Source organism: Streptomyces sp. NPDC091387 (assembly GCF_044756945.1).
Classification (GTDB): Bacteria; Actinomycetota; Actinomycetes; order Streptomycetales; family Streptomycetaceae; genus Streptomyces.
The window spans coordinates 201,415-225,902 of the sequence record NZ_JBIVTZ010000006.1; the positions used below are offsets into that span (position 1 = coordinate 201,415).

The window sequence follows — 24,488 nt, forward strand, 5'->3', positions numbered from 1 at the left end:
GGTGAAGAGCCAGGCCGGGCGGGTCGGTCGTCACTGGCCCGAGTCGAGTGCGACGGCGGTCGTGTGCCCAGTCGCGACTCGGGACGGATGGGCCCACAGGCCCATGGCGGTGAGCAGCGGCAGGACGCCTTCACCGAACCAGTAGGCCTCCTCCAGATGAGGCTGACCCGAGAGGACGAACTCGTCGATGCCGAGCCGGTGGTACTCCACGATCCGGGCGGCCACCTCCTGATGGCTGCCCACCAGGGCGGTACCCGCGCCGCCTCGGACCAGGCCGATACCGGCCCACAGATTGGGCGCGACCTCCAGGGCGTCGCTACGTCCGCCATGCAGCGCGGCCATGCGGCGCTGGCCTTCCGATTCGCTGCGGGCCAGACCCTCCTGGACCGAGCGGATCACCTCCGGGGTGAAACCGTCGAGCAGCCGCTGGGCCTCGGCCCACGCCTGCTCGGCGGTGTCCCTGGTGATCACGTGGAGCCGGATGCCGAAACGCACAGGGTCGCGCCCCGCCGGGGCGAGGGCCCGGACGCGGGACAGCTTCTCGGCCACTTGGGCGGGGGGTTCCCCGAAGGTCAGGTAGACATCGCTGTGGCGCGCGGCGACCTGGATGGCGGACGGTGAGGATCCTCCGAAGTAGACGGCCGGAACCGGATCGGGCAGCCGTCCGAGCCTGGCCGCCTCGACCCGCAGATGCGACCCGGCGAAGTCGACGGTCTCGCCCCTCCAGAGCCGACCGACGATTTCCAGGAACTCACCGCTCCTCACGTAACGGGCTTCCTTGTCGAGGAAGTCGCCATAGGCGCGCTGCTCGTGGCTCTCGCCGCCCGTCACCACGTTCAGGAGCAGCCGGCCCCCGGAGTGACGCTGAAACGTGGCGGCCATCTGGGCGGCAAGCGTCGGGGAGACGAATCCGGGCCGGAACGCGACCAGGAACTTGAGGCGCTCCGTCTCACGCGCCAGCATGGCCGTGGTCAGCCAGGCGTCCTCACACCAGGCACCGGTCGGAGTGAGTGCCCCCTCGAAGCCCAACAGCTCTACCGCGGAGGAGACTTGCGTGAGGTACTCGATGGTGGCAGGCCGCTGCTCCTCAACTGTGGCCCCGGCAGGCAGGTCATGGCCACCGCCGACGACATGGCGACTGTCACCGTAGGTGGGCAGGAACCAGTGGAAGGTCAGGCTCACTCAGGTCTCCAGTTCTTCTCGGTGGGTCACGCGAGTCCGTGGCTGGTGGCGCCGGCCAAGGGGCGGGGGCGTCTCCCGCAGGCTCCTTGGGAACCGTCGAAGGCCAGGTCGGCGATGCGGGCTGAGAGAACCGTTCCCCTTTCGAGTCCGGGATCACTGCTGTTCACGCCGCCGGCTCCGATCCCATTCCCGTGACGTCGGCGCATATATTACGCGCCTGCGATGAGCAGCTGATGAGGAAGGGGCATCCTCATGGAATTCGGGTCGTTCATTCTGCGTGCAGTGGAGGTGATCGTGATTCGCGCACAGGCATGGATTGTCTGGATCGCGGCGTCGACAATGGATGTGGGAAGTGTCGTTGCGCTGTCATTGAGCCCCGCGAATCCAAAGGCTGTCAGAATGGAGTCCATGTGGGTAGAGGGCGTCACCGGCCGCCTATCGGCGTGATCGCGGGCAAGGCTCCGTGCTCAGGATATCGAGGATCTGACGGAGATGACCACCGGCCTGCTCGACGAAGGCGACTTCGACCCCACCCTTCAACGACTCGACGACCAGTGACCGAACAGGCCCCGTTCCGGAAGATGAGTCAGACTTTGCCGAGCTGTTCGGCCGGCCCGTCGGCGTACAGGTCGAACCGGTCAGAGACGGTGGGCGGGTCGCCGCCGGGCCGGGCGACGAATGCGCAGCCCCAGGTCCTGGGCACCGCGCAGGTCCCTCTCGGCCCAGCGCTGCCGCGATGGCCCGACCTGTCGGCGGGCGGTGACCGGCGCCGGACCGGTCAAGGCGTACGTGCGCCCCTGATGGCCGGGCTCGGTCAGTGCCACCCGTGCCACCGACGCGATGTCCGCAGGGTGGATGGTCGGCAACGCGGTGTCCGCGTACGGCGCGCGGACGGTCTCGTGATCACGGATGGAATCCGGTCAAGGAACCCTTGGCTGCCGGCCCTGCCAAGCAGGTGACCTCACGTGTGCGCCGGCGCACACGGCCCCGAATGCGCCGACAGCCGCAACGCGCGCGCTCTCGCCGAGCCGGCCCGAGCACCGGACGGCCGTTTCCGTTCGGCGGTGGGTGTGGCCCTCCTCGGCGCGGGTACTCGGGACGAAGTCCGGAGACCGGATGCCCAATGACAGGAGGATGGCGATGGCGGTGCCGAAGACGAGCGTGCTGGTGCTGGACTGCGCGGAGCCGGAGGAACTGGCCGATTTCTACGCCGCGTTGCTCAACGCGGAAGTTCGTGTCGGGAACGAGCTCGATATCGTCGAGATCGTGGGCCACAGCGGGGTGCATCTGGCGATCCGCAGGGACCACGGTTACGCGCCGCCCAGCTGGCCGCGGCCCGATGATTCCCAGCAGGCTCATCTGCGGATTCTGGTGGCACGCGAGGACATCGACGAGGCGGAGCGCGAGGCGGTCGGGCTCGGAGCGCGTCCGCTGGACACGAAGAACAACGGGGGCGCCCGTGACACGCGCCTCTATTCAGATCCCGCCGGACATTCCTTCACCCTGGCCGCACACGACCAGTGAGAGTCACGCCCCGCGCGAACGCGTCCAGCTGCCGTGCCGTGCGGGACGTAGCCCTGCGAACCCGCGAGGAAACGCCCCCACGGCCGACCGGCGGCGTTCGTGAACGTATGAATCCACCCACCTGCGAAGGAGCCCTCATGTCCTCCTCGATCGTCGAGACCGTCGATATCAAGGCCCCGGTGTCCATCAGCTGGGCGCTGTGGAGCGATGTGGCCCGGTGGCCCAGGTTCCTGAGCCATGTCCAGCGCGTCGACCCGCTGGACGAGCGTCGCTTCGCCTGGCAGCTCGCCCTGCCTGGTGTCGACAAGGTCTTCGTCGCCGAACTCACCGAAGTCGTGCCGGAGGACCGGATCGCCTGGAAGACGACGGAGGGCGTCCACCACGCCGGCGTCGTCACGTTCCACCGGCTGGACGACGAGTCGAGCCGGCTGACTCTGCAGATCGAATACGACCCCCATGGCTTCGTGGAGCACTTGGGAGCCCTCACCAACCTTGACTCGGTCCTGGCCAACTACGACCTCGGCGAGTTCCAGAAACTGGCCGAGCGGACTGCGGCGGGCGACTTCTGAGCATCGGGGGACCGTCATCGCCACCGGCACCACCACGTCGTCGTCCGAGGCGCGTACCGAGGTCCTGGGGAGGGGCGGACCTGTGCCGTACGCAGCCGGGCCCGGGGGCACGTACCGGCCGTGACCGGCCTGTACGCTGCGAGCATGCAGCCGTCCGCCCCTTCCTCCCCGTCAGATTCCGAGCGGTCGGGCCCGGTCGCGGACCCCGCCCGGCGTGGACTCCTGACGGAGCGCATCGCCCGCCAGCTGGAACACGACATCAGGTCCGGAGAGATCGCCGTCGGGACGAAGCTCCCCTCGGAGCGCGAGCTCGCCGCCCAGTTCGGCTCCAGCAGGAACGTCGTGCGCGAGGTGCTGCGACGGCTGGAGGCCCAGCACCTGATCGAAGTCGCCCCGGGGCGGGGTTCCTTCGTCCGTGAACAGTCCTCCGGGCAAGCCAGGGGGTACGACGCACTGTACCGGGCCGGCCGCCCCACCGTGCGGCAGCTCATCGAGGCGCGGATCCCGCTGGAGGTCGAGATGGTCCGCCTGGCGGCCCAGCGGGCGACGGACGAGGACATCGCGGTCATGCGGTCCGCACGTGACGCCCTGGAGGCGGCGACCGACGTCGTCGTCAAGGCCCAGGCCGACATGGACTTCCACGACGCCATCGCGGTGGCGAGCAAGAACCCGGTCCTGCGGATCATGCTGTCCTCGATCAGCGGGATGATGTTCGAGATGATGCTCCGCTCGAACTCGGATCCGTCGATCGGTGAGGCCGGTGTGCCGCACCACCCGGAGATCTTCGAGGCGGTCGAGGCGCGGGACGTGGACCTCGCCTGCGCGCGGATGCGGGAGCACCTGCTGCTGGGGCTGCGTACCTACGGGGCGGATCTCGATCTGCAGGTCGACACCATGGCACGCAACCACATCGAGACCCTGCTCGGCCAGGCCGAGGGGCGCCGGGGCAGGAACCGGACGGGCGAATAGCCCGGCGACCGGCCCGGCGGCGCTTCCCCGCGTCTGACTCTCCTTCACCGAGCCCTCCTCCGGGGCTTGTCTTCCGCCGGGGGCTGGTCGACATGCCTCTTCTGCTGTTACGGTCCCGTCTGAACCATCTGGTCCTACCAGTTGGACCAGATGGGTCGGAGCGGTGCGGGCCGGGACGCGACGCGCACCGCCCCGGCACCACGAGACTCCGTACGACACCGCAGAGAGACGAGGACAAGGATGTCCACGAGCAGCCAGCTCCTGAGCCGGCGCGCCTTCGGGAGGCTGGCGGCAGGGGTCGCGGGAGCCGCCGGGGCAGGGGCGCTGAGCGCCTGTTCGGCCGGGGGCGGTAAGCCCTCGGCCGGCACCCCGCTGCGAATCATGGCGATCAACCACGTGTGGTCCCAGGCGATCCGGCGCCGCACCAAGGAGTTCGAGGAGCGGATCGGGCGCCGGGTCTCGATGACCCTGCTCACCGCCGACCAGCTTTCGAGCAGCTACAACGTCAAGCTGAACGCCTCCGGCACCGACGTGGACGTGATGATGGTCCGCGCACTGCAGGAGCAGCTGGTCTTCGGCCACAACGGCTGGCTCGCCGACCTCAGCGACCGGGTCACGGACGACACGGAGTTCGACTGGGCGGACTTCCAGAAGGCCCCGCGCGAGGCGTCCGTGACCGCGGGCAGGGTGCTGAGCGTCCCGGTGGTGACGGAACGCCCGGCGCTCTACTACCGCAAGGACCTGGTCGAGGACCTCGGCGGACCGCCGCGCACCCTGGACGCGCTGATGGACGCCGCACAGGAACTCACCCGCCGCAAGCAGGGCTTCTACGGCTACGTCGGCCGGGGCCAGCGCAGCGGCGCCGTGTCCCAGTGGTCGAGCTTCCTCTACTCGCACGGCGGCGACTTCGTCGTGGACGGGAAGTCCGGCATCGGCACTCCCGAGGCCCTGGCCGCGTACGAGTACTACGGCAGCCTGCTGGCCAAGGCCGGGCCGCCCGGGGCGACCAACATGAGCCTCGAGCAGGCGATGCCGATCTTCGCGCAGGGCAAGGCGGCCTTCTACATCGACGCCGACGCGATCTACAGCAGCTTCCTCGACCCCAAGGTGTCCAGGGTCCGCGAGAGCGTCGGCTTCGCACCGTTCCCGGCCGGGCCTGCCGGTGCCAGGCCGCACAACATCCCGTCCTGGAGCCTCGGCATCAACACGTACTCCCTGCTCCGCGACGACGCCTGGGAGTTCATCAGATGGGCCGCGGGTCCCGAGATGTCGGCCGCCCTCCAGTCGGACGGCATACCCGGTGCCCGCTCCTCGGTCTGGTCCGACCCCAAGACGCTGGCCTCCTTCCCGCCGGACCTCGCCGAGGCCATGCGGATCAACGCCGAGCGCGGCCGCGGCTACGACCGGCCCCGGGTCCTCCAGGTCGGCCGGGCCCGCGACATCGTCGGCCGCCCACTGGTCGCGGGCATCCTCGGCGAGTCCGTCCCGCCTGTCGTGCGCGACGCGGACGCGGAGTTCGCCGAGTTCCTCGTACGCGACAACCGCCACAAGGAGTCCTGATGTCCACCACCGAGGTCTCCACGGCCCGCACCGCCGCGCGCCCGCCGGAAGCGAAGCCGCCCCGCGTACGCGGGCCGCGCACCTTCGAGCAGGCCAACCGGCGGCTGAAGTGGACGATGCTCGCTCCCGCGCTGCTCTTCGTGGGCCTGATGATCGTCTTCCCGCTGGCCTTCACGCTCGACCTCAGTCTCACCGACGCCTTCGGCGCCGTGAACGCCGACAAGGCGCACATCGGCCTGCGCAACTTCACCGACGCACTGGGCGACACCCGCAGGTTCTGGCCGGCCGCCCGCCGCACCCTGGTCTTCACCGTCGGTGCGGTGGTACTGGAGACGGTGCTCGGGCTCGCCCTCGCGATGCTGATGCGCAAGCCGTTCCGCGGGATGCGCTGGGTGCGCACCGTATTGATCGTCCCGCTGCTCGCCACACCGGTCGCGATCGGCATCCTGTGGCTGCTGATCCTCGACCCCACCAACGGCATAGCCAACCACCTGCTCGCCGCCGTCGGCCTGCCCCGGCAGGAGTTCCTCGGCTCGGTCAGCCAGTCGCTGCCGACACTGATGCTCATCGACGTGTGGCAGTGGACGCCCATGATGACGCTGCTGCTGCTCGCCGGGCTGACCACACTGCCCGAGGAGCCCGAGGAGGCCGCCCTGGTCGACGGGGCGAACAGCTGGCAGCGGTTCCGGCACGTCATCCTGCCGATGCTCGGGCCGACGCTCGCCACCGCACTGGTGCTGCGTGCCGTCGACGCGCTGAAGACCTTCGACATCCTCTACGCCACCAAGGGCGCCGGCGGCGGTTCGGACTTCGAGGTGGAAACCCTCAACGTCTACGCCTACGGGCTCACCTTCGACTACCAGGAGTACGGGCTGGCCGCCGCCGTCCTGGTCCTGTTCACGCTCTTCATCATCGGCGTCGTGGTGCTGCTGCGCCGCCGTGGCGGAAGGAAGAACGCATGAGTGCCACCGTCTCCCGTGCCGCCCGTCCGCAGGCCGCCCCGCACCCCGCCCCGCGGGCCCGTGGGCGCCGGACCGGGGCCTGGCTGCGCGGCACCGCCATCACGATCGTGACGCTCGTCTTCGCGCTCCCGCTCGTGTGGATGTTCGCCGCGGCCTTCAAGACCAATGTGCAGGTCACCGACCCGTCGGTGGGCCTGTGGTTCAGGCCCACCCTGGACAACTTCCGCAGCATCGTCGAGGCCGGGCAGATCGTGCGCTCGATGGGCAACTCGCTGCTGGTCGGGGTGGTGTCGACGGTGCTCTCCGCCGTCATCGCCGTACCGGCGGCCTGGGCGGTGGGCCGGTTCAACATGCACCGCACCGGCTCCCTGATCCTGGTCGCGCGCATCGTCCCGGCGATCTCGCTGCTCGTCCCCTGGTACTACCTGTTCGCGCGGATGGGCCTCGTCGGCTCCTACACCGTCCTGGTGCTCAGCCACATGTTCGTCTCTGTCCCGCTGATCATGTGGATCATGATCAGCTTCTTCGCGGGGCTGCCGGTCGAACTGGAGGAGGCCGCCCGCACCGACGGGCTGAGCGCGTTCGGCGCCTTCTGGCGCATCTCGCTGCCGCTGGCGGCGCCGGGCACCGCGACCGCCTCCCTGCTGGCCTTCGTCTTCAGCTGGAACAACTTCATGTTCGCGCTGGTCTTCGCCGACGACCGCACCCAGACCGTGCCGGTCACCCTGTTCAACTTCATCTCCTACGCGAGCACCGACTGGGGCGGGCTGATGGCAGCCGCCACCCTCATCACCGTGCCCGTCGTGCTGGCCGCCGTCCTCGGACAGAAATACCTGGTCGCCGGGCTGACCTCCGGCGCCACCAAGGGCTGAGAAGCCCCCGCCCAGCGGCAGCCGGAGCACAGCTTCCGCACCGGCCCAGGGCTGCCCCCCCACACCCCCGACACCCGGAAAGAGAACACACGCATGAAGATCGTCGACGCGAAGGTCGTCGTCACCAGCCCCGGCCGCAATTTCGTCACCCTGAAACTGACGACCGACGAGGGCCTCACCGGCCTCGGCGACGCCACCCTGAACGGCAGGGAACTCGCCGTCGTCAGCTACCTCACCGACCACGTCGCGCCGCTGCTCATCGGCCTCGACCCGCACCGGATCGAGGACACCTGGCAGTCGCTGTACCGGGGCGCGTACTGGCGGCGCGGGCCGGTGACCATGGCCGCCATCGCCGCCGTCGACGTCGCGCTGTGGGACATCAAGGCCAAGGCCGCGGGCCTCCCGCTCTACCAGCTCCTGGGCGGCGCCAGCCGCGAACGCGTCCGCACCTACGGCCACGCCAACGGCCGCGACATGCCCGAACTCCTCGACTCCGTAAGGGCCAGGCTCGCCGAGGGCTACCCCGCCGTCCGCATCCAGTCCGGCATTCCCGGTCTCAAGGCCGTCTACGGGGTGTCCGACACCGACGACGCGGGCGCACCGGTCCTCCACCAGCAGGCACGCCCCCTGGTGGAGGACTGGGACACCGAGGCCTACCTGCGCCACACGCCCGCTGTATTCGAGGCGGTACGCGCCGAGTTCGGCGCCGAACTGCCGCTCCTGCACGACGCCCACCACCGGCTCACCCCGATCCAGGCCGCCCGGCTCGGCAAGGACCTGGAACCCTACCGGCCCTTCTGGCTGGAGGACTGCACACCCGCCGAGAACCAGGAGGCACTGCGCCTGGTACGCCGCAACACCACCACGCCACTGGCCATCGGCGAGGTCTTCAACACGGTGTACGACTACCAGACGCTGATCACCGAGCAGCTGATCGACTACGTGCGGTCCGCGGTCACCCACTTCGGCGGTGTCACCCCGCTGCGCAAGCTCTTCGACTTCGCCGCCCAGTACCAGATCAAGAGCGCCGTGCACGGACCGGAGGACATCTCCCCGGTCGGGATGGCCGCCGCCGTCCACCTCGACCTCGCCGTCCACAACTTCGGCATCCAGGAGTACTCGGGCCACACCCCCCTCACCGGGGAAGTGTTCCGGCACTCCTACACGTTCACGGACGGCCACCTGCACCCGGGCGAGGCTGCCGGGATCGGGGTGGAGCTGGACGAGGAGCTCGCGGCGGCCCACCCGTACGACCCGGCGTACCTGCCGGTCAACCGCCTCCACGACGGCACCGTCCACGACTGGTGAGCCCCTGCCGAGCGTGCGGCATCAGGGCAGGTGGTCCCGCCGCGCGCCCCGGGCCTGCACAATTCTGTGTGTGATCGAAAACGACCCGTACCTGTGGCTGGAAGACGTCGAGGGTGAGGCCGCGCTCGCGTGGGTGGCCGAACGGAACGCCGAGACGGCGGCCGCGCTGGCCGCCGACGCGGGGTTCGCCCCCCTGAAGGAGCGTCTGCGGGAGGTGCTGGACGCCTCGGACCGTATCCCCTACACCGTCCGCCGCGGCGCGTTCCTCTACAACTTCTGGCGGGACGCCGGGCATGTGCGTGGGGTGTGGCGGCGCACGACGTTCGAGCAGTACCGCAAGGACGCTCCGGAGTGGGAGGTCGTCCTCGACGTCGACGCGCTCGCCGCCGCGGAGGGCGAGAAGTGGGTGTGGGCCGGCGCGCGGGTGCGCCGGCCCGAGCACGACCGGGCACTGGTGCGCCTGTCGCGCGACGGCGGCGACGCCGTCGTGGTCCGTGAGTTCGACCTCGCCACCCGGACCTTCGTCGAGGGCGGCTTCGAGGTGGCGGAGGCGAAGACGCGGATCGGGTGGATCGACGCCGACACCGTCTTCATCGGCACCGACTTCGGGCCGGGCTCGCTGACCGATTCCGGCTATCCACGGACCGTCCGCAGGTGGCGGCGCGGCACGCCGCCGGAGGAGGCCGCCCCGGTGTTCGAGGGCCGCACGGAGGACGTGTCGGCCGGGGCCTGGCACGACAGCACGCCTGGCTTCGAACGGGACTTCGTCTTCCGGTCGCTGGACTTCCACCACAGCGAGACGTACCTCCTGACCCCTGACGACTCCCTCGTCAGGATCGACGTTCCGGACGACGCCGACGCCTACGCCCATCGCGAGCATCTGATCGTGGGCCTGAAGTCCGCCTGGCTCGGGCACCGGGCGGGCTCCCTGCTGGCGTTCGGCTTCGACGCCTTCCTGGCGGGCGACCGCACCGCGCAGGCGCTGTTCACCCCGGACGAGCGGACGGCCCTGGCCGGGCACTCCTGGACCCGTCACCACTTGATCCTGGAGACGATGCGCGACGTCAGCACCCGCATCGAGGTGCTCACCCCGGCCCCCGGCGGTGGGTGGGACCGCGGACCGCTCGCGGACGTTCCGGCGCTGTCCGCCGTCAGCGTCGTCGACACGGACCCGGACGTCTCCGACGAGTACGTCCTGGACGTGTCGGGGTTCCTGCAGCCGTCCACCCTGTACCACGGGGAGATCGGGGCCGGCTCGGAGATCCTCAAGCAGGCCCCGGCCCGCTTCGACACCACAGGCCTGGCGGCCGAGCAGTTCTTCGCGACCTCCGACGACGGCACACGGGTGCCGTACTTCGTGATCGGCCCCGACCGATCCGCCGCCGGCTCGGCACCCGGTCCCGCCCTGCTCTACGGCTACGGCGGCTTCGAGGTCTCCCTGACCCCCTACTACGGCGCGTTGACGGGCCGGGCATGGCTGGAACGCGGCGGCACCTACGTGATCGCGAACATCCGGGGCGGCGGCGAGTACGGACCGGACTGGCACCGGGCCGCACTCGGCGCGGACCGGCCGCGAGCCTTCGAGGACTTCGCGGCCGTCGCCGCTGACCTCGTCGCGCGGGGCATCACCACTCCGGCCATGCTGGGCGCCGCCGGAGGCAGCAACGGCGGGCTGCTCATGGGCGCGATGCTCACCCGCTGTCCGCAGCTCTTCGGCGCGATCGTCGCTCAGGTGCCCCTGCTGGACATGCTCCGCTTCCACGAACTGCTCGCCGGCGCGTCATGGACCGCCGAGTACGGCAACCCGGACAACGCGTCCGACCGCCCCCACCTCCGCGCGCTCTCGCCGTACCACCGGCTCACCGCGGACCGGACCTATCCGCCGGTGCTCCTGACGACCTCCACCCGTGACGACCGGGTCCACCCCGGCCACGCCCGCAAGGCGGCGGCACGGCTGCGTGAACTCGGCCACCCGGTGCTGCTCCACGAGAACACCGGTGGCGGCCACGCGGGCGCCGGCGACAACGAGCAGGCCGCCCACAACACCGCCCTGATGCACACCTTCCTTTGGCAGCACCTCACTCCACCGGTTCGGCCGGCCGCCGGCTGACCGTGCGGGCGTCCGCGGGCACTCCCGCGGACGCCGACCGGTCGGTGACCGGCTCGACGCCCGCGAGATCCCGGTGCCGGGTCTCCTTGGCGCAGACGACCGCCAGCACGGTGATCAGCACCGCGGCGATGACGTACAGCGCGATCGGCGTCGAGCTGTCGTACTCCGCGAGCAGGGCGGTGGCGATCAGCGGGGCCGGGGCACCGGCCGCGACCGAGGAGAACTGCGCGTCGATCGACGCATCGGGTCGCGAACATCTCGGAGAAGAAGGCCGCCTGCGGCGCGTACATGGCGCCGTGGAAGATCAGCCCGACGGTGACGGCGAGCAGCAGACTCCCGAAGCCGCGGGTGTCGATCAGCGCGAAGAACGGGAACATCCACAGCCCGACCCCGACGGCGCCGATCAGGTAGACGGGCCTGCGCCCGACCCGGTCGGACAGTGCGTCCCACATCGGGATGACGGCGAAGTGGACGGCCGAGGAAGAACAGCTTGTTGAAGACGAGGGCGGCCGCCGAGCCGTAGAGGAAGAAGTCGTACCACTCGATGGTGGTGCCGATGAGGCTGGCCGCGACGATCCGCGGGAGCTTGGAGGCGCGTGGGGGAGCGGCTGCTGGGGTGGTCATGGGTACCACTTCCGGACGGTTGGTGGGGACGGTTCCGTGTTGCCACACCGTAGGAAGGGGCCTAGCAGGGGCGTATGTGGTGGGACACCACAGTTGGGGCGACGGGTGTGCCGGTGGGGTGTCCGGATCGGTATCCGTTGCCGGACTCCCTGAATTTCGCTGTCGCGCAGAGCGAGCCGGGAGCGGATCGGCCACTCCGACCCAGGCGAATCCCCGTCCCTGACCCGGTCAAGAACGATTGAGCGTTTCGCCAGTGGTGCTGATGACCATTCATATTCTGTGCTCGTGGAACCGAGCGAACGTCGTTGAGGTGGGCGCAGGCCGTCCGAGGAAAGACGTGTGAGCAGAGGAGTGTGAAGAGTTGTTCGATCAGTGCTTTGCGTTTCCGGACGAATTGCGAGTGGCGGCGCCCGCTCACCCCGCGCGTGTGGGAATCATCGGTGGTGGCCTGGCCGGGCTGGTTTCGGCCTATGAACTCCAGCGGCGTGGGGTGGATGCCGTGGTCTACGAGCGAGCCGAGCGCCCCGGGGGACGGGTGCGCACGCATCGGTTCTGGGACGGCACCCACGCAGATGTGGGAGCGATGCGCATTCCCGGAAATCATGAATGCGTGCTGCACTACGTTCAGGAGTTCGGGCTGCGGACTCGCCCCTTCATCAATCTGAATCCTGATGGGTACTACCACCTGCGCGGCCGAAGGGTGCGATTAAGCCAAGTGCGCCAGCTGTATCCGGCCTACGGTCTCCGTGTCACCGAACGGGACGACCCGAGGAGGTGGCTGGACCGTGTACTGCGTACGGCGTGGGACGCGCTCAGTCCCGCACAGCAAATGAGTGTTCTGGAGGGCGACTGGCAGGACGCGGCTCTGGACGAGTTGATGTCGACCTCCTTGTGGCAGTTCGCACGGCGGCAGTTCTCCGAGGACGTCTGGGACCTGCTCGGGCACGCCAGCGGCCTGGTGCACTATGAGCAGGCCTCGCTTCTCGAGGTGCTCGTCGACTACTTCGGCCTCTTCCACGCTGCGCCCCTCGAAATCGTCGGTGGGATGGACACGCTGATCAGTGAGTTCGTCCGGCGCCTGAGGCCGGGAACGCTCCGCCTGTCCGCGCGCGTCGACGCGGTGGATCTGTTCTCGGACGGTGCACGGATCAGCGGTCAGTGCGTCGGTCGGCCCCTCGATGAGACACACGACGCGGTGCTGGCCTGCGTCCCGCTGCCCACGCTCGACCAGATCGTCATCACCCCGGCACTGCCCCATCGGCAAGCACAGGCCGTGCGCGGTCTCACCTATGCGAGCAGCACCAAGACTCTCGTGCACCTGCGTAGGAGAACGTGGGAACTCGACGACGGCATCTACGGCGGCGGGAGTTTCACCGACCTTCCTGTCCAGCAGTGCTGGTACCCGTCGGACAACGCCCGCGCCGTCCCCGGTACAGGCATGTCTTCGACACAGCGGCTGACAGCCTGGAACACCGACCTTTCGCATGAGCCGGGGGTACTCACGGGCGCCTACCTCTGGGGCCCGCATGCCCGGCGGTTCACCGCACTGCCACCCGCGGACCGCGACAGGATCGTGATGCGAAGCCTGGAGCAACTGCATCCGGGCATCTGCGACGACATCGACGACGTCGTGCACTGGGACTGGGACAGCCGGCCCGGGATGGGTGGAGGTTCCTTCGCCTACCTCGCGCCGGGCGAGCACACGAGATACCTCGACGGCCTCGCGGCGCCGCACCCGGCGGGCGATCCCCGCCTCTTCTTCGCAGGTGAGCACCTCTCGGCCGCCCATGCGTGGATGCAAGGCGCCGCCCAGTCGGCACTCCGCACGGTCGGCCACCTGCTCAATCGTCTGTCCGCGACCACGGAAGGCGTGGGCAAGCAGCGCGGGGAGCGCGAAACGGAAGACTTCATCAGGGAAGGAGCGGTGTCATGAGCGCGCAGGACATGGAGAACGTCCGGGCTCGCATCCCCTTGCGCATGTCGGACCTGCGCGAAGCATTTCTCACCCCCCACGGCACGCGCGAACGCATCGGCCTGGAAGTCGAGGCAGGGGTGCTGGGCGAGACGACCGGTCTCGCTGCCCCCTACGCCGGGCCACACGGCATGGCCGCCCTCTTGCACCAGGTACGGGGGGAGTGGGGCGGTGCACCGCAGTGGGCCGGAGACGTCCTGACGGGAGTGCACCTCCCTGACGGGACGAAGCTGACGCTCGAACACGGCGGCCAGTTGGAATACTCCTCCCCTCCCGCGGATGACCTGGTCACTCTGGTGACGGCCATGCGGGGCACCATGGAAGCCCTGGCCGCCGTGGCTCAGCGACACGGGCTGGCCATCGTTCCCGGGGGGAACCTCCCCTTCAACCGGGTCGACACCGCCACCTGGGTTCCCACGGTGCGCGGTGGAGTCATGCGCACGTACTTCGCCGGCCTCGGCCCCGAAGGGCGGGGGGCACCGCACATCATGAAGCTGTCGACCTCCACCCAGACCACGCTGGATCACGTTTCCGAGGACGACCTGGCTTCGAAGCTGCGCGTTCAAGTCGCCGCCTCGCCCGTTGTCGCGGCGCTGCTCGTCAACTCGCCGCTGTACGCCGGCCGCCTCGACGGTGTTCTCTCCCACCGCTGCCGCGACTGGCTCCGCATGGACCCCCGGCGATGCGGAGCCCCGCGCCCCGCACTGCGGTCCCCGCTCACGGCGGAGGCACTCACTGACTGGGCACTGGGCATGCCCATGATCTACCGCCACGGTCCCGGCGGCTACTGCCTTGCCGGAGCGCGGACGTTCGCAGACCATGTTCGTCACGGTTTCGACGACGGCACCGCTCCTCATTGGGAGGACTGGCTCTCCCACCTCGATCAGATCTACACCACCGTCCGGGTGCGCCGGACTCTGGAGACCCGTGCTCCGGACGGCCCCCCGTATCCGCACATTCCCGCTGTGCCGGCCCTGTGGACCGGACTGACCTATCACGCTCCCAGCCGCGCGGCCGCCTGGGAGCTCCTGCGGCACTACACGCCCCAGGAGAGCGACGCGGCGCAGCGAGCCCTGCCCACGGACGGGCTGGCCACGCTCCTGGGCAAGGACAGCGTTCGCGACGTGGCCCGGCACTTGCTCGGGCTGGCACGCGCGGGCCTGCAGGCCCGCGTCCACGCCGGGCTCGAACAATCCGGCGCGGTCGCCTTCCTCGACCCGCTCGACGAGATCCTGGACACGAACGAGACCTTCGCCGAGCAGACGGCCCGTCGCTGGCAGACGACCCACCGTAGTGACCCGTCCCGCTATGTCAGGGCTCATCGAATCCCACCCGCCACCTGATGAGGATCTCCGTCGGACAGGGACCGTGACGAGGCGGAACCGGACTGCTCCACTCCAGCCGGTGCATCGCGGGCACACGTACCAGGCCCCTGCGGGTACCCGGATCCGGTCCGGATGCGGGTACCGGAGGTACGGGCCACGCTGGAGGTATGGCTTCGCCTCCGATCGTGATCCACCGGCCGGCACCATCCGGCGCCCGGCTCGTCACCGTGCACATCGCCGGCCGTGAAGAACGGCTCGGCCTCGCCCACAGCGACCACGACGTCATCGTGTTCCTCGCCGACGCCGGGATGGCGGACCCCGAGCGAGCTCTCGACACACCGTCCCTCACCGAGTGGCAGGGCGCCCCCGCCCACGAGTACCCGGCTGCCTGACCGTGTCGAGCGGGGCCAGGGTTCAGCCGCGTGTGATCGCCGGGCTGTGCGGAGCCCTGCTGATCCGTACCCGGGCCGAGGGCTGAGGCGCCGGACCGTGGACGCGAGGGCCGAGCAGTTCGGTGCTCTCCCCGGTGTCACCGGCGACGGAGACTCGCCCCAAGGAGACGGGGAGCAGAGTTCCGCCCGATCGCAAATTCATCGATACATCCGATGAAAGCTTGCCGCGGTAGACGTATCAACGGGACGGTTCACCCCTATCCATGCCGGGGAGTCAGACGTGCACCGCAGCTCAGACGGAAGACCAGGAAGCAGAGCCGCCCGGAAACGACGGCTCTCGACAGCGGCGGTCCTCACCGTGATGGCCGTGGGCGTGGCTCCCGCGCTCACCGCGGGCACCGCGATGGCGGCCCACGCCCCGTCGGGCAGGGACATCTACGTATCGGCGTCCGGCAGCGACCGGAACTCCGGGCACTCCACCCGTCAGCCCCTGCTCACCCTGGCGGCCGCGCAGGCCGCCGCGCGGAAGGCGTCCAGAGCGGGGCACCCGGTCCATGTGTGGGTCCGCGGCGGGACCTGCCACCTCGCCGCGACCCTGAAGTTCAGCGCCGCGGACTCGGGCAGCACGTCCGCCCCGGTGGCCTACTCCTCCTACCCCGGAGAGCGAGCCGTGCTCAGCGGCGGCCGCAGAGTTACGGCGGCATGGAAGACCGACCGGCAGAACGACACGATCCGGGTGGCGGACATCGGCGCGCACCGGAAGATCGACGGACTGTTCGTGGGCGGCACCCGGCAGGTCCTCGCCCGCTACCCCGACAAGTACACCGCGGACAGAAATCTGTTCTGGGCCAACGGCGGGCCGGTCGCCCTGCCCGGTGTCTGGAGCGCCGCCGCCCTGGACACCCACTCGGTGACCGCGGACCCGCGGTTCGCCGGAGGATCGCCGTGGGACTCGCCCGGCATGACGGACTACACGCCGGTCGCGGACTCACCCGCCAGGACCCTGGGATTCGTCAGCTTCCCGATGAACCGGTTCGGCACCGGAAGGAAGGGGGAGGCGACACCCCCCACGCGGTCCAATGGCCTGCCGCCCCGCAGCCCGACGCCGTGATCGAGACCCGGCCCGAACCGCTGATGGGCGCCACCACCGTCAGCTTCGTCAAGCCCACCGGGCCGCAGGAGTCCAACAACACCGAGGGAGTGACCTGTACCGGGACCGGCTGGGGATGGCGTGGTGCCGCGGCGGGCGGCCAGAACTCGTTCCAGAACGACATCGACGCCACCACCACCATCGGTGATTCCTTCACCCTCACCTTCAACGGCACCGGAGCGGACTTCCTCACCGAACTGAACGCGGACGAGGGAACGATCGGCATCGCCGTCGACGGGGTCCGCCGGGAGACGGCCGACGCCACCAGCGACTCCCGCCAGTACCAGCAGAAGCTCTACTCGGTCAGCGGTCTCCCGGCCGGGGTGCACACCCTCACCGGAACGATGAAGACCGGGCAGTACATGATCGTGGACGGCTTCACCGTACGGAGCTGACGCACCGGCCATCCCCTCAAGTCAGCTTGTCAGGAAGGACGTTCGGCCCTCGGTTCGCCGCGGGCCGAACGGTCCTGGGCCGGAGGATCCCGCCGATGGACTCCTCGCGCCAGCGCTCCAGCAGCGCGTGGAAGGCGAACGCGCCGTGGGGATAGGCGGTGGGGCCGTTCGGCCGGCCGCGTCCTTCACGGTTGTAGTAGCCGGGGGTGCACTCGGCGTGGAACCACTCGTGGTCGGGGGCGTCCTCGGCGAGTTCGGCGACCCAGGCGCTCTCTGCCTCGCGGGACGGCTCGACGAGGGCACCCGCGGCCTCGGCGGCAGCGACGAGCGCGGCGGCGTGGCCTGCCTGCTCGTCGAGGATGTGCGTGTAGTTCACACTGCTGGCGTTCTGCAGCGAACCCATCTGGATCAGGTTCGGGAAGCCGTTGCTGGTGAGGCCGTGCAGAGTGCGCGGGCCCCGCTGCGCCCAGGTGTCCAGCAGCTGGGTGCCGCCCCGGCCGTGGACGGGGAGCTTGCCGGAGTGGATTCCGGAGGTTCCGACGGAGAACCCCGTGGCGAAGATCAGGCAGTCGAGTTCGTACGCGGTGTCCCCGACCACGACCCCGTGTTCGGTGATCCGCTCGATGCCGTGGGTGTCCGCGGTGTCGACCAGGGTGACGTTGCCGCGGTTGAACGCCGGATAGTACTTGTCGGAGAACGTGGGGCGCTTGCAGGCGTACCGGTACCAGGGCTTGAGCCTCTCCGCCGTGTCGGGGTCCGTGACGGTTCGCTCGACACGGCCGCGGAGCTCGTTCATCTTGCTCGCGTCCGCGGCCTCGTAGGCCGCTTCGAAGGCCTTCCGGTCGCCCTGGCGGCGGAAGCTCGGCAGGAGTTTCTCCAGGAGGCCCGCCGAGTGGGTCCAGCTGTCGGCCACGAGATCCTGCTCGGCCGGTTCGCCGGAGACGATGCGGAGATAGTTGTCCCGGCGCTCGCGTGCCCAGCCGTCGCGGTCGGCGCCGACGTCCCCGGCCGTGGTGCGGCGGTTGGCGCGCACGTCCACGGTGGAGGGGGTGCGCTGGAAGACGTATACGTGCCCGGCGTCCTCGGCCAGCATCGGGATCACCTGGACGCCGGTGGCTCCGGTGCCGACGATGCCCACCCGCTTCCCGGCCAGGCCTTTCATCCCGCCGTCCGGGGTGCCTCCGGTGTAGCCGTAGTCCCACCGCGAGGTGTGGAACGTGTGGCCCGCGAAGTCCTCGATGCCGGGTATCCCGGGGAGCTTCGGCTCGGAGAGGGTGCCGGTGGCGGTGACGACGTACGTGGCGCGGAAGGCGTCGCCGCGGTCGGTGGCCACGATCCACGTCTCGGAGGCCTGGTCCCACGTCAGGGAGGTGGCCGCGGTGGAGAACAGGGCGTCGGTGCGGAGGCCGTACTTCTCCGCCAGGCGCACCGCGTGGCGGCGGATCTCCTCGCCGGGGGAGTACTTCCACTCCGGTACGTACCCGGTCTCGTCGAGCATCGGCAGGTACACGTGCGACTCGATGTCGCAGTGGATGCCCGGATACCGGTTCCAGTACCAGGTGCCCCCGAAGTCACCGCCCTTCTCGACGATCCGCACGCGCCTCACACCCTGCTGCCGCAGCCGCGCCCCGGCGAGGATGCCGCCGAATCCACCGCCGACGACGGCGACGTCGACGGTGTCGTGCAGCGGTTCGCGTCCGGCCGGCTCTCCCGCGTACGGATCGGCGGCGTAGTAGCCGAACTCGGCTTCGGTGGGACGGTACTGGCGGGCGCCGTCCGGCCGTACCCGCCGCTCGCGTTCAAGGCGGTACCGCCGCCTCAGTGCGGCGAGTTCGTCGGGAGCCGGCGCGTGAGGGGATGTCATGTGGGGGCCTCTCGATCCTGCCTGTCGAGCCGCCCAGGTGTGAGCGGCCGTCCGTTACGGTAACAACTACCGGACAGTGCTGTCCGGTTGGAGTGCGGGGGGTGCGACGGCTTTCGGCCAGGGCGCGTCAGCGCTCCGGACGGGCTCACGCACGTCCCGCGCCCGGCGAACGGCACCCGCGCGCGACGGACAGGAAGAGCGATTTCCCATGCGACGACGACCCCCGATCCGATCCCTTGCCGTGCTCGCCACGATCGGCGTGCTGGCGCTGACCGGATGCGGTACGGACACGGGCAACTCCGTTGGCTCCGCTGACCGGGCGGCCTCCGCCGGCGCGGGCCGGACGATCCACGCCCACCAGGTCATGCGGCTGACACAGGTGCATGAGGAGACCGGGATGACGCTGCTGGAAGGCCCCACCTTCAACGAGGACGGCGACCTGTTCGTCGTCGATGTCACCGCACCCGCCGGCAAGCCCAAGGTGATGCGCGTCAACGTCCGGAAGAAGACGTCACGGCCGGTCCACACCGACGGCCGGGGGGCCTACACCTCGGCGCAGTTCAGCCCGTACGACGGACGGCTCTACCTGACCGACTACGCCCACGGGGAGGTCGTGAGCCTGGCTCCGGACGGCGGCGACGCGCGGACCTTCTTCTCCGGGAAGGTCGAGGGGGCGCAGATGAATCCCGACGACATCGCCTTCGACGAGGCGGGCAACCTGTACATCAGCGACTCACGGGGCCTGTCCGAGGGGAAGGCGCTCGGGCGGGTGGTGCGGATCGACCGCGACGGCGGGACGGCCACCGTCCTGGCCCGGGACCTGGCGTCGGTCAACGGGATCTCCTTCGACGCCGACTACCGCGGGCTGTGGTTCAGCGAGCTCACACAGAACCGGATCTCCTACCTGCGCCTCGACGGAGAGGGAGAGGTGACGTCCCGGCACACCGCGATCCGTGTCGACGCCGGGGTCGCCCAGACCGACTCGATCGCTGTGGACGCACACGGCAACCTGTACCAGGCACTCCACGGCAGGCCCGCGATGGTCGTGTACGACAAGTACGGCGAGCGCCTGGCGACCGTCGAGATACCCGCCCGCGCCGCGGCCGCGGGACTCGAGTCGGCGACGAACGTGGCGATCACACCTGGTGGCACCACGGCGTACATGACCGTCAGCGGGCCCGCCGGGGGATACCTGTTCGCCTTCGACGCCCTGGCCGAAGGCATCCGGCAGTCCAACGGCGGCTGACGCCGACCGCGATCACCCCTCGAAGGGCCGGACCGGTCCCACCTCGACGCCGAGCAGCCGCCAGGCAGCCGACGCCCGGCGTCCCCGCTCCGCGCGGGTGGGGCCGGTGATGGCGCCGGAGACCATGGCGATCGTGAGCATGAGGTCGTCCGCGGCGCCCAGCCGGTGGCCGTCCGGAAGGTGTCCCCGCAGGACTCGCTCCACCCGCTCGGACAGGGCGAGGGCGTGCGCCCCGATGCGGGAGCGGTTGCCCGCGCTGTCGGCGTGCAGGAGACCGATGAAGGCCGCGGACTCCGTGAGATGCCACGTCAGCACACCGAGAACGTCGGCCAGGGTCGCGTTCTCGGCCGCGGACGCCTGCTCGACCTGCCGCACGTTCTCTTCGAGGACCGCGGCCGCCAGGGCGGCCCGGTCAGGGAAATGCCGGTACAGCACGCCCTGCCCCACCCCGGCCCGACGCGCGATCGCGGAGAGCGCGGCGTCCAGTCCGTGCTCCGCGTAGATCTCGCGGGCAGCGGTGATCAGAGCGGCCCGGTTGCGTGCGGCGGCCTTCGGCCCGTCGTTCGCGGGCCGCCGCCCGTCCGGCACGGAGTGCTGCGTCACTCCGGAAGCGTACCGGCCGGACAGGTACCCCGTGCCCGCTGTCGGCCGGGCCGGGCCGGCAGCGGGGGCCACCTGGCGGGCACGGGCGGTGGACCGGTCAGGACAGGCCGGCGCGGAGGGCGTTGACGCGCCCGGCGCCCGCGTCGAAGGCGGCCCCGTCGAGCGTGCCGGCCGCCAGCGCCTCGCTCAGCGCGGTCACCGCCTCCGCCCCCTGGTCGGCGTCGCGGGCCGAGCACAGGATCAGGTCCATGCCGGCCGCGGCGGCCAGCACGCTGCGCTTCGCCGTGCTGCCGTAGGCCTGGAGAGCCCCGGCCTCCAGGGCGTCGGTGACCGTCACGCCCGTGAAGCCGAGCCGGTTCCGCAGCTCGCCGACCACGGTCGCGGACAGGCCTGCGGGCCGGTCGGCGTCCAGCGCCGGGTAGACGGCCCAGGACAGCATGACCAGCTTGGTCCCGGCGGAGATCGCCGCCCGGTACGGCACCTCGTCGACGCCGCGCAGCGTGGCCGCGGACGTGGTGAGGGTGACGGGACCCAGGTCGGTGTTCTGGCCGGCGGAAGCGGCTCCGAGGCCGGGGAAGTGCTTGGCGGTGGCCGCCACCCCGGCGTCCTGCTGCGCGGTGACGAAGGCCGAGCCGCAGGCGCTCACCGCCGCCTGGTCCTTGCTGTACGAGCGCTTGTACTGGTCGGTGAAGTCGCCGGCCGTGCGGTACACGTCGAGCACCGGTGCCAGATTGACGTTCATGCCGACGCCCGCGAGGTTCATGCCCGCACCGCTGCCGGTGAACTCCGCATGGCCCTCCGGGTCCGTGGAGGCACCGACCTCCTTCGCGGACAGCACGGGCTCGCCGGGCAGACGGCGCACCAGGCCGCCTTCCTGGTCGGTCATCAGGAGCAGCGGGGCCTTCACGGGGGCCGAGGCGCTCGCCTCGTTCATCTCCTGGATGACACCGTCTATCTGGGTCAGGTTCTTGATGTTCTCCCCGAAGAAGATCACCCCGGCGGTACGGCCCTGCCTGATCGCGTCCATCAGCCCGGCCGGAGGCGTGAGTCCGGAGTAGGAGTGGATGACGCGCTGCCCGGCGCGCTGGGCCGGGGTCAGGGCGGCCAGGGGGGAACGTGCTCTTCCGTGAACGCGCACGGCCGCGTCCGTACGGCCCGCCAGCCCCAGCCCGCCGGCCAGGGCCGCCGTTCCGGCGAGCAGAGCGCCGCGCCTGCTGAGGGGCTGTGGTATCGAGCTCATGACATTCTCCTTCGCGAGCTGGTGTGGTTCCGGCCGGGCCCTCAGCCGGAACTCCGGGCCGGAGCAGATCAGTTGGCCTGCACCGGCCCGCGGTTCCGATCATGCCGGGGTCGTGGGCCCCCATGCGGAGGTCAACGAACCCTGCGACCCACTGTCACGGGGTGTTGTTGGCCAGGGCCAGCAGACGGGAGCGGTCGCCACTGAAGCGGTCACGGTCGACGTTCCCGGAGATGCCGCTCACCGAACCGGTGGACGTGTACTGCCAGACGGTCCAGAACGGGAAACCCTGCGGGATGCTCGGGCTGCCCGCGGAGGTCCAGTGGGCCACCCACAGCGGGCTCCTGGCGGACATGCCGGTCCAGCCGCCGGTGCAGGAGTTCCACCAGCTCGCGCTGGTGTAGATCACGACGTCACGGCCGGTGCGGGCCTTGTACGTGTTGTAGAAGTCGAGGATCCAGGACTGCATCGCCGCGGCCGTCTTGCCGTAGCAGGTGCCCTCGATGTCCAGCACGCCGGGGAGCGTCAGGTTGTCGCGCGACCAGGCGCCACCGTTGCTCGCGAAGAAGTCGGCCTGCGCCGCGCCACCGGACACGTCGGGCCGCGCGTAGTGGTACGCGCCCCGGATCACGCCGGCGTTGTAGGCGCCCAGGTAGTTGGCGCTGAACGTGGAGTCCTTGTACGTGGTGCCCTCGGTCGCCTTCATCCAGGCGAACTCGATGCCCGCGCCGCGGACCGAGCTCCAGTTGATGCTGCCCTGGTAGCCGGAGACGTCCATGCCCACGGGGTTCGCCAGGAGGTTCGCTTCCGGCTTCGTGCCGAGGTCCAGCTGCCGGGTGTCCGGCTTGAAGTCCTTGCTGTCCTGGACGTAGCCCACGCCCATGTAGCCCTTGCCCAGTGGCACGGTGCTGTCGGACGGCAGCGGCGCGGCGGCGGCGGTGCCCGACATCAGGCTGAGGGTCAGTGCGGCGCTCATGCCGAGGACACCGGCCACGGTGAGTCTCTGCTGTACGGACTTGCGGGAAAGGCTCCGGGGGAACATGGATTCCTCCTGCTGTGGGGGGTGGGGTTCTGTGGTGCCGAAGACGCGGTGCGGTGGAACCTGGCGCGCCGGTGCGGGAACGGTGCGCCAGACGGAGAGGTCAGGGTGCGTTCGGTCAGGAGGAGACGGCCGCACGCTTCCCGGAGAGGGATCTACGCGCGTCCACATGACGCGAACACGACACAGTGAGCCACAGGAACGTGCATGCGGTAAATAGTTTTCCGATTCGTTAGTGGTCTAGACCTTTCTGTACTCCGGTGAGCTGCGGAAACGGATCGAGCCTGGGCAGAATTTTCTCCAAGTGACGTGAGTGGAGCAGAAATTGACGGTCCGAATGCCGGTTGCCCGGGTCCTTCCTCCTTCGCCCGTGTGGGTGTCGCGTGGCCGCGCGACCGTGTCCTCGGCACTCCGGGGGCCGTTGACCGCATGGACGCGTACCGCGGGACAAGGCGGCGGAGGGCGTGGTTGCCGAGGGCGTCGGTGGTGACGGGGGCCGCCTCCGGTCGGCCGGCTGGGTGGGATGGGGGCGCGAGCGGGCGCGCGTGCCCGGCGCACGGGAGCGCGATGTGATCTGGGTATGCCGGAGAGTGTGCGGGCGTACGCCAGCGGCTATCCGGATTTGATCGGGTCGTACGCAGCGATACTCGCACAATAGGGGCAGGTGATGGCTGAATGTTTCTGTTGGAGTCGGGTCGGCGTATGTCTTGGGCGGGTCGCGGCCCTTGCCGGTCCATTGAGTACATGTGGGCAATGGGCTGAATTTGCGTCTTCGGCCGACGAGGGTCCTCTATTGTGATTGACGCGAGCGAGTGAAGCCGGGGGTTCCGGCTCGGCTATCGGCGTAAGTCGGTATCCCGAGGCGTAACGTATCTCCGCCCGCGTCGTCGAGATCGCACCGTGAGGGGACGGGCGGTCCGGCGGGTGGCTGCATGAATTGATCGGTGCAGCATGCCCGGAAAAGACTGATGAACATGTCGTGGAAAGTGCGAGAACAGGTGGGGGACGGTCGTGGCTAATCCTTTCGATGACGAGTCGGGGCGGTTCGTGACGCTGGTGAATGGCGAGGGGCAGTACTCGCTGTGGCCGGCGCACATTGATATCCCGGGCGGCTGGCGCGTCGGCGGCCCGGAAGGGTCGCGTCAGGAGTGTCTGGACGCGATCGAGGCCGCGTGGACCGACATGCGGCCCGCCAGCCTCGTGCGGTTGATGGAGGCCGACGCCGGATAGGGGGCGTCCGAGCCGTCGGAGGTGTCGTAGGCCCCCACCGGGGCGGGCAGGTTCTGGCACTCCCGTCTGATCGAAGTCGCTCCCAAACCGAGCAGAATCGATCAGACGGGAGTGATATTCAGTCATGCCTCGCCTGTAAGCGTTCATGTCGCCTTCACGTAGTTTTCATGAATCATCGGTGGACTGCCTCGTGGCTCGTCCTTGAATACGTGAAGGCACCGGGCTGCCTTGCGGGTTGTCCTGCCCCGTAGCGCCCCTTGAGTGCCTGCTGTCACAGCTGCGCGATTTCCCTCTTCGCTAGCTCCGGCCGCCGTCGGCTCTGGACGCCGCATCGGCGCGGGCCGGTTTCCGTCGC

The 24,488-nt window shown here is 69.8% G+C and carries 21 protein-coding genes and 2 pseudogenes; 16 read left to right on the forward strand and 7 right to left on the reverse strand.

Annotation, left to right across the window (positions count from 1 at the left end; genetic code table 11):
* Nucleotides 1–30: 30 nt before the first annotated feature.
* Complete coding sequence (locus ACIQM0_RS14745) at nucleotides 31–1,182, reverse strand: LLM class flavin-dependent oxidoreductase (protein WP_401286300.1); 1,152 nt, start codon at nucleotides 1,180–1,182, stop codon at nucleotides 31–33.
* A gap of 252 nt (nucleotides 1,183–1,434) precedes the next feature.
* On the opposite strand from ACIQM0_RS14745, the gene ACIQM0_RS14750 reads away from it, so the two are divergent.
* A complete protein-coding gene (locus ACIQM0_RS14750; protein ID WP_401286301.1) occupies nucleotides 1,435–1,629 on the forward strand; it encodes a hypothetical protein in 195 nt (64 codons plus the stop codon).
* Nucleotides 1,630–1,890: 261 nt separating this feature from the next.
* On the opposite strand, the pseudogene ACIQM0_RS14755 reads toward ACIQM0_RS14750, so the two are convergent.
* Nucleotides 1,891–2,096: pseudogene (locus ACIQM0_RS14755) on the reverse strand (capsule biosynthesis protein CapD); the annotation flags it as partial.
* Nucleotides 2,097–2,322: 226 nt separating this feature from the next.
* On the opposite strand from ACIQM0_RS14755, the gene ACIQM0_RS14760 reads away from it, so the two are divergent.
* The 8 genes from ACIQM0_RS14760 to ACIQM0_RS14795 all read left to right on the forward strand — a co-directional run bounded on the left by ACIQM0_RS14760 (nucleotide 2,323) and on the right by ACIQM0_RS14795 (nucleotide 11,056).
* On the forward strand, nucleotides 2,323–2,706 hold the full coding sequence (locus ACIQM0_RS14760; protein ID WP_363022492.1) for a VOC family protein: 384 nt from the start codon (nucleotides 2,323–2,325) through the stop codon (nucleotides 2,704–2,706).
* 137 nt (nucleotides 2,707–2,843) lie between these two features.
* Nucleotides 2,844–3,275 (forward strand): SRPBCC family protein, encoded by a 432-nt coding sequence (locus ACIQM0_RS14765; protein WP_401286302.1) that lies wholly within the window; start codon nucleotides 2,844–2,846, stop codon nucleotides 3,273–3,275.
* A gap of 144 nt (nucleotides 3,276–3,419) precedes the next feature.
* The gene (locus ACIQM0_RS14770; RefSeq protein WP_363022489.1) at nucleotides 3,420–4,244 is read left to right on the forward strand and encodes a FadR/GntR family transcriptional regulator; all 825 of its coding nucleotides are present in this window, start codon (nucleotides 3,420–3,422) and stop codon (nucleotides 4,242–4,244) included.
* Between the two features lie 240 nt (nucleotides 4,245–4,484).
* Nucleotides 4,485–5,804 carry an ABC transporter substrate-binding protein gene (locus ACIQM0_RS14775; RefSeq protein ID WP_401286303.1) on the forward strand — a complete coding sequence of 440 codons (1,320 nt, stop codon included), beginning with the start codon at nucleotides 4,485–4,487 and terminating at the stop codon, nucleotides 5,802–5,804.
* Nucleotides 5,804–6,766 carry a carbohydrate ABC transporter permease gene (locus tag ACIQM0_RS14780; RefSeq protein ID WP_401286304.1) on the forward strand — a complete coding sequence of 321 codons (963 nt, stop codon included), beginning with the start codon at nucleotides 5,804–5,806 and terminating at the stop codon, nucleotides 6,764–6,766. Before ACIQM0_RS14775 ends, ACIQM0_RS14780 begins: the two co-directional genes overlap by 1 nt.
* Entirely contained in the window at nucleotides 6,763–7,638 is an 876-nt protein-coding gene (locus tag ACIQM0_RS14785) for a carbohydrate ABC transporter permease (protein ID WP_385036046.1), read from the forward strand. Before ACIQM0_RS14780 ends, ACIQM0_RS14785 begins: the two co-directional genes overlap by 4 nt.
* A gap of 93 nt (nucleotides 7,639–7,731) precedes the next feature.
* The gene (gene manD / locus ACIQM0_RS14790; protein WP_401286305.1) at nucleotides 7,732–8,946 is read left to right on the forward strand and encodes a D-mannonate dehydratase ManD; all 1,215 of its coding nucleotides are present in this window, start codon (nucleotides 7,732–7,734) and stop codon (nucleotides 8,944–8,946) included.
* A gap of 70 nt (nucleotides 8,947–9,016) precedes the next feature.
* Entirely contained in the window at nucleotides 9,017–11,056 is a 2,040-nt protein-coding gene (locus tag ACIQM0_RS14795) for a prolyl oligopeptidase family protein (RefSeq protein ID WP_401286306.1), read from the forward strand.
* On the opposite strand, the pseudogene ACIQM0_RS14800 reads toward ACIQM0_RS14795, so the two are convergent.
* Nucleotides 11,025–11,538 (reverse strand): annotated as a pseudogene (locus tag ACIQM0_RS14800) (MFS transporter); the annotation flags it as partial. The gene ACIQM0_RS14795 and the pseudogene ACIQM0_RS14800 overlap by 32 nt on opposite strands.
* Before the next feature lie 503 nt (nucleotides 11,539–12,041).
* On the opposite strand from ACIQM0_RS14800, the gene ACIQM0_RS14805 reads away from it, so the two are divergent.
* The 5 genes from ACIQM0_RS14805 (at nucleotide 12,042) to ACIQM0_RS14825 (ending at nucleotide 16,914) form a co-directional block, all read left to right on the forward strand.
* A complete protein-coding gene (locus tag ACIQM0_RS14805; protein ID WP_401286307.1) occupies nucleotides 12,042–13,613 on the forward strand; it encodes a flavin monoamine oxidase family protein in 1,572 nt (523 codons plus the stop codon).
* Nucleotides 13,610–14,995 carry a glutamate-cysteine ligase family protein gene (locus tag ACIQM0_RS14810; RefSeq protein WP_401286308.1) on the forward strand — a complete coding sequence of 462 codons (1,386 nt, stop codon included), beginning with the start codon at nucleotides 13,610–13,612 and terminating at the stop codon, nucleotides 14,993–14,995. Before ACIQM0_RS14805 ends, ACIQM0_RS14810 begins: the two co-directional genes overlap by 4 nt.
* A 149-nt stretch (nucleotides 14,996–15,144) precedes the next feature.
* Nucleotides 15,145–15,369: a hypothetical protein gene (locus ACIQM0_RS14815; protein ID WP_363022474.1), complete on the forward strand. Its 225-nt coding sequence runs from the start codon at nucleotides 15,145–15,147 to the stop codon at nucleotides 15,367–15,369.
* A 367-nt stretch (nucleotides 15,370–15,736) separates the two neighbouring features.
* On the forward strand, nucleotides 15,737–16,480 hold the full coding sequence (locus ACIQM0_RS14820; protein WP_401286309.1) for a hypothetical protein: 744 nt from the start codon (nucleotides 15,737–15,739) through the stop codon (nucleotides 16,478–16,480).
* Nucleotides 16,477–16,914 carry a hypothetical protein gene (locus ACIQM0_RS14825; protein WP_401286310.1) on the forward strand — a complete coding sequence of 146 codons (438 nt, stop codon included), beginning with the start codon at nucleotides 16,477–16,479 and terminating at the stop codon, nucleotides 16,912–16,914. The genes ACIQM0_RS14820 and ACIQM0_RS14825 overlap by 4 nt, the downstream gene beginning before the upstream one ends.
* 16 nt (nucleotides 16,915–16,930) lie before the next feature.
* On the opposite strand, the gene ACIQM0_RS14830 is transcribed toward ACIQM0_RS14825, so the two are convergent.
* A complete protein-coding gene (locus tag ACIQM0_RS14830) occupies nucleotides 16,931–18,778 on the reverse strand; it encodes a flavin-containing monooxygenase (protein WP_401286311.1) in 1,848 nt (615 codons plus the stop codon).
* A 208-nt stretch (nucleotides 18,779–18,986) separates the two neighbouring features.
* On the opposite strand from ACIQM0_RS14830, the gene ACIQM0_RS14835 reads away from it, so the two are divergent.
* Complete coding sequence (locus ACIQM0_RS14835; RefSeq protein WP_401286312.1) at nucleotides 18,987–20,024, forward strand: SMP-30/gluconolactonase/LRE family protein; 1,038 nt, start codon at nucleotides 18,987–18,989, stop codon at nucleotides 20,022–20,024.
* 12 nt (nucleotides 20,025–20,036) lie between these two features.
* On the opposite strand, the gene ACIQM0_RS14840 is transcribed toward ACIQM0_RS14835, so the two are convergent.
* The 3 genes from ACIQM0_RS14840 to ACIQM0_RS14850 all read right to left on the reverse strand — a co-directional run bounded on the left by ACIQM0_RS14840 (nucleotide 20,037) and on the right by ACIQM0_RS14850 (nucleotide 22,906).
* Nucleotides 20,037–20,627, reverse strand: coding sequence for a TetR/AcrR family transcriptional regulator (locus ACIQM0_RS14840; protein ID WP_401286313.1), 591 nt, complete (start codon nucleotides 20,625–20,627; stop codon nucleotides 20,037–20,039).
* 97 nt (nucleotides 20,628–20,724) lie between these two features.
* Complete coding sequence (locus ACIQM0_RS14845) at nucleotides 20,725–21,858, reverse strand: glycoside hydrolase family 3 N-terminal domain-containing protein (RefSeq protein ID WP_401286457.1); 1,134 nt, start codon at nucleotides 21,856–21,858, stop codon at nucleotides 20,725–20,727.
* 163 nt (nucleotides 21,859–22,021) lie between these two features.
* Entirely contained in the window at nucleotides 22,022–22,906 is an 885-nt protein-coding gene (locus tag ACIQM0_RS14850; RefSeq protein ID WP_401286314.1) for a GH25 family lysozyme, read from the reverse strand.
* 1,008 nt (nucleotides 22,907–23,914) lie between these two features.
* Here ACIQM0_RS14850 and ACIQM0_RS14855 point away from each other — a divergent pair.
* Nucleotides 23,915–24,133, forward strand: coding sequence for an MbtH family protein (locus tag ACIQM0_RS14855; RefSeq protein ID WP_362955353.1), 219 nt, complete (start codon nucleotides 23,915–23,917; stop codon nucleotides 24,131–24,133).
* The last annotated feature ends 355 nt before the right edge of the window (nucleotides 24,134–24,488 follow it).

What these genes read in the sequence shown, in the direction of transcription:
- ACIQM0_RS14750 (WP_401286301.1), top strand. Translation starts at nt 1,435, where the DNA reads ATGGAATTCGGGTCGTTCATTCTGCGTGCAGTGGAGGTGATCGTGATT.
- ACIQM0_RS14760 (WP_363022492.1), top strand. Translation starts at nt 2,323, where the DNA reads ATGGCGGTGCCGAAGACGAGCGTGCTGGTGCTGGACTGCGCGGAGCCG.
- ACIQM0_RS14765 (WP_401286302.1), top strand. Translation starts at nt 2,844, where the DNA reads ATGTCCTCCTCGATCGTCGAGACCGTCGATATCAAGGCCCCGGTGTCC.
- ACIQM0_RS14770 (WP_363022489.1), top strand. Translation starts at nt 3,420, where the DNA reads ATGCAGCCGTCCGCCCCTTCCTCCCCGTCAGATTCCGAGCGGTCGGGC.
- ACIQM0_RS14775 (WP_401286303.1), top strand. Translation starts at nt 4,485, where the DNA reads ATGTCCACGAGCAGCCAGCTCCTGAGCCGGCGCGCCTTCGGGAGGCTG.
- ACIQM0_RS14780 (WP_401286304.1), top strand. Translation starts at nt 5,804, where the DNA reads ATGTCCACCACCGAGGTCTCCACGGCCCGCACCGCCGCGCGCCCGCCG.
- ACIQM0_RS14785 (WP_385036046.1), top strand. Translation starts at nt 6,763, where the DNA reads ATGAGTGCCACCGTCTCCCGTGCCGCCCGTCCGCAGGCCGCCCCGCAC.
- manD (WP_401286305.1), top strand. Translation starts at nt 7,732, where the DNA reads ATGAAGATCGTCGACGCGAAGGTCGTCGTCACCAGCCCCGGCCGCAAT.
- ACIQM0_RS14810 (WP_401286308.1), top strand. Translation starts at nt 13,610, where the DNA reads ATGAGCGCGCAGGACATGGAGAACGTCCGGGCTCGCATCCCCTTGCGC.
- ACIQM0_RS14815 (WP_363022474.1), top strand. Translation starts at nt 15,145, where the DNA reads ATGGCTTCGCCTCCGATCGTGATCCACCGGCCGGCACCATCCGGCGCC.
- ACIQM0_RS14830 (WP_401286311.1), bottom strand. Translation starts at nt 18,778, where the DNA reads ATGACATCCCCTCACGCGCCGGCTCCCGACGAACTCGCCGCACTGAGG.
- ACIQM0_RS14835 (WP_401286312.1), top strand. Translation starts at nt 18,987, where the DNA reads ATGCGACGACGACCCCCGATCCGATCCCTTGCCGTGCTCGCCACGATC.
- ACIQM0_RS14850 (WP_401286314.1), bottom strand. Translation starts at nt 22,906, where the DNA reads ATGTTCCCCCGGAGCCTTTCCCGCAAGTCCGTACAGCAGAGACTCACC.